Here is an 8,460-nt window from a genome sequence, read left to right as displayed (position 1 = left end):
GTTGCCAAGACGGCTGAAATGGGCCAAAAAAGGCCCCGCCGGGCGTGAATCCCCGGCAGGAGGAGATTTCTGGCATGACCCATGAGGTGAAGAAGACTGTCGCCGAAATCAATCGGCGCATCGAGCAAGGCAAGGCCGTGGTGTTGACCGCCGCCGAAATGGTCGAGACCGTGCGGCGTCTCGGCAAGGTCAAGGCGGCCAAGGAAGTGGACGTGGTGACCACGGGCACCTTCTCGCCCATGTGCTCCTCGGGCATGCTGTTCAACTTCGGCCAGGAGCCGCCCACCCTCAAGGCCCAGAAAGTGCGCCTCAACAACGTCCCGGCCCACGCCGGCCTGGCCGCCGTGGACGCCTACATCGGCTGCACAGAACTGCCCAAGGAAGATCCCTTAAACAAGATCCACCCCGGCCGCTTCAAGTACGGCGGGGCCCACGTCATCGAGGATCTGCTGCGGGGCAAGGCCGTGCGCCTTTTCTGCGAATCCTACGGCACGGACTGCTATCCGCGCCGGGAGCTGGAAAAGGATGTGACCCTGGCCGACCTCAAGTACGCCCAGCTTTTAAATCCCCGCAACTGCTACCAGAACTACAATGTGGCCGTGAACCTCACCAGCCGCATCATCTATACCTACATGGGGCCGCTTAAGCCCAACGCCCGTAACGCCAATTTCGCCACCGCCGGCGAATTGTCGCCGCTTTTCAACGACCCCTATTTGAAGACCATCGGCCTGGGGACGCGCATCTTCATGGGCGGCGGAGTCGGCTACGTCATCGGGGCCGGTACCCAGCACGACCCCAAGCCCAAGCGCAACGAGCGCGGCATCCCCATTTCCGCCTCGGGCACGCTCATGGTCAAGGGCGACCTCAAGGGCATGAATCCCCGGTACGTGCGGGCCGTGTCCATCCTGGGCTACGGCGTGTCCCTGGCCATGGGCATCGGCATTCCCATTCCCATCCTCAATGAAGACATGGCCTTTTTCACCGGCGTGTCCGACGCCGACATCGAAATGCCCATAAAGGACTATGGCCACGACTATCCCAACGGCGTGGGCCGGTCCCTGGGGCTTGTGACCTACGCCGAGTGCCGCACGGGCGAGATCATGGTCAACGGCAAAAAGACCCAGGCCGTGCCCTTGACCAGCCTGTCCATGTCCCTGGAAGTTGCCGAGAAGCTTAAGGAAAAAATCCAGCAGGGCAAGTTCCTGCTGACCGAGCCGGTGGAGCCCATTCCCTCGGAATAGGCCCGTGGCTTTGCCGCCCCCTTGCGGGGAGGTCGCGTCTTGCCGGGTTGTCCCGGCTCGGACCCGACCTTCCCGCAAGGCGCGGCGAGACGGCCGCGGCACAGAACGTTTCCGGATTATTGCGGGTCCGTCCCCGTGAAACCGGACCGGGCGTCTTTACAAACGCCCGGCCTTGATATACCGCATCGGGTTCTTTCACCCGATAGGAGGAATTCCCATGTCCAAGCATAAGAAGCACGAGCGCCACAAGGAACTGGATCGTCGCCGCAAGCGCCGCAAGGAACGCCTCAAGGAGCGCGTCCGTCAGGCCATTGCCGCCAAGAAGGCCTAGTTCCGGCCGGCCGATTCTTTCGATTTCCGGGTGTCGCCGGCTGCCTGCCTGGTTGGCTCGCCGGCCGACGCCATCCGCGACTGCCGCCGCCCTGCGCCATGGCCGTCTGGCCTTTCAGGCCCTGGCCTGATTTTTCTGATAATCGCGCGTATTATTGGAAATGAGGAAAAAGCCGGGCGGCCTTGCGGCGTCGCGGCCTGTTTGCGCGACGTAACGACGCAGCAAAGCGCGCAAAAACCGGGTTGGGGCAATCCCTGCCCGGCTTTTTGCACGACTTCCGGAGGGGCACATGCCCTTGTATGAGTTCGAGTGTCCCGCCTGCGGCCGGGTGTTCGAGGAACTGTGCCGCACCGTGGACACGGGACAGGCTCCCTGCCCCGCCTGCGGCCGCAGCGCGCCGCGCATCGTCTCCCTGTCCGCCTTCGCCCTCAAGGGCAGCGGCTTTCACGCCACCGACTACGTCCAAAGACGCCCCGGCGCATTCAAGCGCGACGGCAACGACACCGTCAAGGGAACGCCCGTGGACGTGCCCCAGCTCGCCCGGGACCCGTCCGTGCCGCTGTCCGCCGAAGAAAACCCCGAGGATGACGACCAGGCCCAAACGCCCAAGGAGCACGCATGATCGAGCGCTATACCCGCAAAGCCATGGGCGACCTGTGGTCCCTGGAAAACCGTTTCGCCGCCTGGCTCGAAGTCGAGCTGGCCGTGTGCGAGGCCTGGACCAAGCTTGGCCGCGTTCCCGAGGCCGACATGGCCGTCATCCGGGAAAAAGCCGGCTTCGACGTGGCCCGCATCCTCGAAATCGAGGAAACCACCCGCCACGACGTCATCGCGTTTCTCACCGCCGTGGAAGAGCGCGTCGGCCCCTCGGCCCGGTTCATTCACCTGGGCTGCACCTCCTCGGACATCGTGGACACGGCCAACGCTCTGCTCCTTGGCCGGGCCGGCGACCTGATCCTGGCCGACCTCGACGGGTTGTTGGCCGCCATCAAGGACCTGGCCATGCGCTTCAAGGGCCAGCTCATGATCGGCCGCACCCACGGCATCCATGCCGAACCCTTGAGCTTCGGCATGAAGATGGCGTCGTTTTACGCCGAATTTTCCCGCCACCGCGAACGCTTCGTCGCGGCCCTTGCCGGCGTGCGCGTGGGCAAGATTTCCGGGGCCGTGGGCGGCTACGCCCACCTCGATCCCCGCGTCGAAGCCATCGCCATGGAGATCATGGGCTTGCAAGTCGATCCCATCTCCACCCAGATCATCCAGCGCGACCGGCACGCCGCCTTTTTCACTGCCCTGGCGCTCATTGCCGGCGGCGTGGAGCGCCTGTCCACCGAGCTGCGCCACCTCCAGCGCACTGAAGTCCTCGAAGCCGAGGAAGGCTTCGCCAAGGGCCAGAAAGGCTCCTCGGCCATGCCTCACAAGAAAAACCCGATTTCCGCCGAAAACCTCTGTGGCCTCTCGCGCCTGATCCGCACCAACGCCCTGGCCTCACTGGAAAACATGCCGCTGTGGCACGAGCGCGACATCTCACATTCGTCGGTGGAACGCGTCATCATGCCCGATTCCACCATCCTGGCCGACTACACCCTGGCCCGGTTGACCAACATCCTGAAGAACCTCAAGGTCAACCCGGACAACATGGCCCGCAACCTCATGGGCTCCTTCGGGCTGTTCTACTCCCAGCGGGTGCTGCTGGCCCTCATCGAGGCCGGCATGGACCGCCAGGAAGCCTACGTGCTGGTGCAGCGCGTGGCCATGGCCTGCTGGGAAGGCCGCAAGTCCTTCCCCGACGCCGTGCGGGCCGATCCGGCCATCAGCGCCAAGCTCGCGCCGGCCGTCCTCGACGCCCTGTTCGACCCGACCTACTACCTCGCCCACGAAGACCTTATTTATTCCAGGGTGTTTGGGTAATAACGAAGAGAAGATGCCTCCGGCGGCCGGGGGCCTCAGGCCCCCGGACCCCCAACATGGGGAGGCGATGGGCGCTGACAATGAACCGCTTTTCAAAAACGTCCGGCTTTTGTATGCCAAAAGCAAACGGGCGCAATGGGGATAACCATGTCCTGTCCGCAAAATCTTGACGCCGCCGCCATGCGGGGCCGCCTGGCCGCCCTGCTCATGGAAAAATCCTACCGCGCCGGAGAGATCACCCTGACCTCCGGGCGCAAGAGCGACTACTATTTCGACTGCAAGCAGACCGCCCTGCACCCCGAAGGGGCCTGGCTCATCGGCAATCTGCTGTTTGACCTGCTGCCGGCCGACATCGTCGGCGTCGGCGGCATGACGCTGGGGGCCGATCCGCTCGTCACGGCCGTGTCCGTGGCCTCGTTTCTGCGCCATCGCCCCATGCCGGCGTTTATCGTGCGCAAGGCCTCCAAAGGCCACGGCACCAACCAGTTCCTGGAAGGGCTGTCCAACTTCCAGCCCGGCGACAAGGTCGCGTTGCTGGAAGACGTGGTGACCACCGGCGGCACGCTTTTAACCGTCATTGACCGAGTCCAGGACGCCGGACTGACCATCGGCGCCGTGGTCACCGTCCTTGACCGCAACGAAGGCGGCAGCCAGCGTCTGGCCGAGCGGGGCTTTCCGCTGCTGTCCATCTTCACCCGTGAGGCCCTGGTCGCCGCCGCCAAAGAGCAACCGGCCTCCTGACGCGAGCACGCATGAAACGATTCGGCCACGCCCTTGTCCTCGCCGTCCTGCTGCTGCTGCCGTGCCGTCCGGCGGCGGCGGAGTGGACGGCGGACGTGGTGGACACGGAGTGGTTTCCCAAGTTGTCCGTGGCCGTGGACAAGAAGTCCCAGGCCTTTTTTCTGCTTTCGCGCCAAAGCCCGGTGCGGGTAGCCGAGTTTCTGCCCTGCGCCACCGGCCAGCTCCTTGGCGACAAGTTCAAGGAAGGCGACCTGCGCACCCCCGAGGGCGTCTACTTCATCGTCCGGCGCAAGGCCTCGGGGCTCAATTACGAGCTCTACGGCGACCTGGCCTTTCCGCTCAATTTCCCCAATCCGGCCGATGTGGTGCGCAAAAAGACCGGCCACGGCATCTGGATCCACGGCCGGGGCAATTCCATTGTCCCCTATGTGACCCAGGGCTGCGTGGCGCTGAACACCCCGGATCTCCATCGTCTGGATGGCGATCTGGCCCTGGGCACGCCGGTCATCATCGCCGACGAGGTGCGCCTTGCCGCCGACGCCCCGCGCCTTAAGGCCGAGGCCAAGGAAGTGGTGGAGGCCACCAAGGCCTGGGGCAAGGCCTGGGCCGACCGTTCCGAAGCCTTTTTCGGCTTCCACGACGCCGAGAAGTTCGCCATCTCCGAAGGCCAGCCCTTCGCCGCCTTCCGCTCCCAGAAGGAACGGCTGTTCAAATCCCTGCCCTGGATTCAGGTGACCTTGTCCGACATTCGGGCCTTGCCCGGTCCCGACTACTGGGTCACCTATTTCGTCCAGGTCTACCGCTCGCCGACCCTGGTTTCCCAGGGCGTCAAACGTCTGTACTGGCAGCGCGGTAATGACGACCGTTTCCGCATCATCGGCATGGAGTACGAGGAATCGCCCACGCTGCTGGCCGCCAACGCCAAGACCGGCAAGGCCCTGGCCAACGAGGCCGAGACCGTCACCACGCCACCCGACGCCCCCAGCGAAGAGGAAACGCAAGCCAAACAACTCATGGACAGCCATCAGGCGGCCATGGAGAAGGTGGCCCAGAAAGCTTTCCATTCCCTGCCGCTCAAGGCGCCGCCCACCCCCGAGGACCATGCCATTCTCGACGTGGCCCAGACCGGACCGGTCAAGCCCGGGGTGTCGCCTTTCGCCACCGACGCCGCCAAGGTCGTGCCGCCGCCGCCGGCCGCACCGGCTGCGGCTCAGCCGGCCCCGGCCGCTCCTGCCGTTCCCGCTGCCCCGGCCGCACCGATTCAGGTGGCCCAGGCTCCAGAAAAATCGACTGTTCCTCAGGCCCCGGTTGTTACCCCGGCCGCCCAGGCTCCGGCCCCGGCGGCCAAGGCCCCGGAACCGGCCGCGCCCGCCGCCCAGTCGGTCGCGCCTGAACAGGCCGCCGCCATCCGCGCCGCCGTGGAAAGCTGGCGCGCTGCCTGGGAACGCGGTCGCATCGAGGACTATCTGGCCCATTACGCCGACAACGCCGTTCAGGGGAGCCTCAAGGGCAAGGAGGCCATCCGCCGCCAGAAGGCCGGGCTGTGGCAGGGCCATCCGCCAAGCCGCGTGACCATGGAGGTGCTGTCTGCCGCGTCCGAGGGCGACGGTTTCACCGTGGTCTGCGCCATGGACTACCAGGGCAAGTCCGGCGGCCGCGAAAGCGCCGGCTTCAAGACCCTGTCCCTGGTCCCTGCCGGCGGCAAACTGGTCATCGCCAAGGAGCGTTGGTCCAAACAGCGCCCCGCCATCGGCCTGGCCCTGGCTCCGGCACCGGCAGCGCCGGCTGTGGCCGCCGCGCCCAAGGCCGAACCGGCCAGGCCGGCTCCAGCTGTGGAAACGCCCGCGCCGGCCGTTGCACCGGCCCCTGCGCCGCAGACCGCTGCCCCCGTGGCCGCCCAGGCACCGGCCAATCCGGCCAAGGCCGACAAGCCCGACAAGGCCGGCAAGGAAGCCGCCGCCACGGCCATGATCGAGGCCTGGCGGGCCGCCTGGGAACGCGGCCGGGTGGGCGAATACGCCTCCTTCTACGCCGATAACGCCGTCCAGGGCGACAGCAAGGGCCGCGAGGCCATTCGCTCCCGCAAGGCCGATATATGGAAGGACAAGGCCCCGAGGAAAGTGGCTTTTTCCGACCTCAAGATCACCCCGCGCCGCGACGGCTATGTGGTGACCTTCATTCAAGACTATGAAAGCCGCGACGGCGGGTCGGACCGGGGCAAAAAGACGCTCTATCTGGCTCCCTCGGGTAACGGATTCGCCATCGTCGAAGAAAAATGGAGCAAGATGTAAATGGCGGGCAGCGGCCGGATCGACATTCTCATTTTGCGCGATGCGGCCGGGGTGGGGCGTTACCGCCTGCCGGTCTGGCTGGCCAGGACCCTTGTGCTCATGCCTTTGGCCTTGTTGCTGCTCTTCGGCGCGGCCGTGGCCGTGGCCTACCATCTCTACCAGGGCAACCGTGACGACGCGGCCCGGACCGCCGCCCTGCGCCAGGAGATCGACGCGGCCGGCGAAAGCCTCATGCGCCTGGAGAACATCGAGCGCACCCTGCGCTCCAAGGACGCCACCGAAGTCGAAACCCTGCTTGGTTCCTACAATCCCGACAAGCCCGACTGGTTCAAGGTCCGGTCCGAGGATCGCAAGGAACCGTCCCAGCCGGCCGTCGAAGCCGCCAAGGACCGGGTCGATCTGTCAAAGATCCTGGCCCGCGTCGACGCCAGCCAGGCCGGCGTGGACAATCTCAAGCTCAAAATCGACAACAAGCGCCTGAACCTCGGCTTCGACCTCAGCAACGTCACGCCCCAGACCGGGCTGGTGGGCAAGGCCGAGGCGTCCCTTGTCGGCAACGACGGCACGCTGTGGCCGCTCAAACCCGACAAGGACGAGCTGTCCTTCCAGATCCAGCGCTTCAAGCAGATCGCCGCCAGCCTGCCGCTGCCGGCCAAGATTGAACCGCGCGACATCTACGGCCTGCGCCTGGTCATCCTCGACCCCTCGGGCAAGCCCATCTTCGCCCAGGTCTACCCCCTGCCCAAGGACTAAGCCGCCATGTCGCGCTATTTCGTGAACTGCAATCTGCGGGTGGCCCGGCGCGAACCCAGGCTCCTGCACCGCCACCTGGTGGACGGCGTGCCGGCCGAACTGGGCCTGGACCCGTTGCTTCTCGACGCCACCGACGCCGCCTTCCACCGCGAACTGGCCCGGCTTTTCGCCGACGCCGGCGTGCCCGTCACCGTGCATCTGCCCTTTTTCGATCTCCAGCCCGGCAGCGCCGACGCCCGCATCCGGGCCGCCAGCCGCGACCGGCTGCTGGGGGCCATGGAAACGGCCGCCATCTACGCCCCGCGCCGCATGATCGGCCACGCCGCCTACGACCGCTTCCTCTACATCCGCTCCTTCCCCGACTGGGCCCAGCGTAGCGCCGACACCTGGGCGGCCGTGCTGGCCGCCTGGCCCGGCCATCCGCCCCTGTGCCTGGAAAACACCCACGAGACCGATCCCCAGACCGTTTCCGGGACCATCGCCGCCCTGCGCGAACGCCTGCCGGCCGAGGAAACCGAAATCGTCGGGGCCTGCTTCGACGTCGGCCACTGGTACAGCTTCGCCGAAGGCAAAAAGCGCGACAACCTGGACGCCTGGCTCGACGCCCTGGCCCCCTATCTGCTGCACCTGCACCTCCACGACAACGACGGCTCCTTCGACCAGCACCTCGGCCCCGGCCAGGGCGAAATCCCCTTCGAAGCGATTTTCGCCGGCCTGGCCGCCCGCCAGCTCACCCCCACCGCCACCTTCGAACCCCACACCCCCGAAGCCTTCGAGGCTGCCTTGGCGTTTGTGAAAGCGAAGGGGGAGTTTTTCGGCAGGTAGGGTGGACGAGGAGAAGAGGGGATGCCTCCGGCGGCCGGGGGCCTGAGGCCCCCGGACCCCCCGACTGAAGAAAGGGTAAAAAGGGGGGTGGGGTAGGGCTTGGTTCTTTCGTCGGCTGGATGACTCAAGAAATCATCTGGTTTTTCGGGAGACGCCGTTGCTTTGGCGGAGAGCTAGCCCCTGACGTTTGGCGAGAAGGTGCGAAGGGCAGCGGGCGTGGATTTGGCGGAGGGATGCGCCAAGGGAATATCACGGAAAGGCAAAAGAAAAGGCCACAAGGAAGTGAGAGGCCTCCATTTCCCCTTTCAGGAGCGGAAAACCTCCCCACATGCGGCCATCTCAGGGATTACGGCGTAGCCGGGAGACA

At 65.7% G+C, this 8,460-nt stretch carries 7 protein-coding genes; all 7 read left to right on the top strand.

Annotation, left to right across the window (positions count from 1 at the left end; translation table 11 throughout):
- Positions 1-74: 74 nt before the first annotated feature.
- Complete coding sequence (locus DMR_RS21865) at positions 75-1,241, top strand: homocysteine biosynthesis protein (protein ID WP_015863231.1); 1,167 nt, start codon at positions 75-77, stop codon at positions 1,239-1,241.
- Between the two features lie 620 nt (positions 1,242-1,861).
- A complete protein-coding gene (locus DMR_RS21860) occupies positions 1,862-2,194 on the top strand; it encodes an FmdB family zinc ribbon protein (protein WP_015863229.1) in 333 nt (110 codons plus the stop codon).
- Positions 2,191-3,483, top strand: coding sequence for an adenylosuccinate lyase (purB, locus tag DMR_RS21855; protein WP_015863228.1), 1,293 nt, complete (start codon positions 2,191-2,193; stop codon positions 3,481-3,483). The genes DMR_RS21860 and purB overlap by 4 nt, the downstream gene beginning before the upstream one ends.
- 147 nt (positions 3,484-3,630) lie before the next feature.
- Positions 3,631-4,224, top strand: a complete 594-nt coding sequence (gene pyrE, locus DMR_RS21850) for an orotate phosphoribosyltransferase (protein WP_015863227.1) — start codon at positions 3,631-3,633, stop codon at positions 4,222-4,224.
- Between the two features lie 11 nt (positions 4,225-4,235).
- Positions 4,236-6,515 (top strand): L,D-transpeptidase family protein, encoded by a 2,280-nt coding sequence (locus DMR_RS21845; RefSeq protein WP_015863226.1) that lies wholly within the window; start codon positions 4,236-4,238, stop codon positions 6,513-6,515.
- Entirely contained in the window at positions 6,516-7,268 is a 753-nt protein-coding gene (locus DMR_RS21840) for a hypothetical protein (RefSeq protein ID WP_015863225.1), read from the top strand. It begins immediately after the preceding gene.
- A 6-nt stretch (positions 7,269-7,274) separates the two neighbouring features.
- Positions 7,275-8,093, top strand: a complete 819-nt coding sequence (locus tag DMR_RS21835) for a sugar phosphate isomerase/epimerase family protein (RefSeq protein WP_015863224.1) — start codon at positions 7,275-7,277, stop codon at positions 8,091-8,093.
- The last annotated feature ends 367 nt before the right edge of the window (positions 8,094-8,460 follow it).

The sequence above is a fragment of the Solidesulfovibrio magneticus RS-1 genome, assembly GCF_000010665.1.
GTDB classification, from domain to species: Bacteria; Desulfobacterota; Desulfovibrionia; order Desulfovibrionales; family Desulfovibrionaceae; genus Solidesulfovibrio; species Solidesulfovibrio magneticus.
The sequence above is the reverse complement of the archived record's forward strand: the minus strand, read 5'-3'. Positions and strand labels throughout refer to the sequence as shown.

Coding starts and splice junctions, on each gene's coding strand:
- DMR_RS21860 (WP_015863229.1), top strand. CDS start 1,862: ATGCCCTTGTATGAGTTCGAGTGTCCCGCCTGCGGCCGGGTGTTCGAG.
- purB (WP_015863228.1), top strand. CDS start 2,191: ATGATCGAGCGCTATACCCGCAAAGCCATGGGCGACCTGTGGTCCCTG.
- pyrE (WP_015863227.1), top strand. CDS start 3,631: ATGTCCTGTCCGCAAAATCTTGACGCCGCCGCCATGCGGGGCCGCCTG.
- DMR_RS21835 (WP_015863224.1), top strand. CDS start 7,275: ATGTCGCGCTATTTCGTGAACTGCAATCTGCGGGTGGCCCGGCGCGAA.
- DMR_RS21840 (WP_015863225.1), top strand. CDS start 6,516: ATGGCGGGCAGCGGCCGGATCGACATTCTCATTTTGCGCGATGCGGCC.
- DMR_RS21845 (WP_015863226.1), top strand. CDS start 4,236: ATGAAACGATTCGGCCACGCCCTTGTCCTCGCCGTCCTGCTGCTGCTG.
- DMR_RS21865 (WP_015863231.1), top strand. CDS start 75: ATGACCCATGAGGTGAAGAAGACTGTCGCCGAAATCAATCGGCGCATC.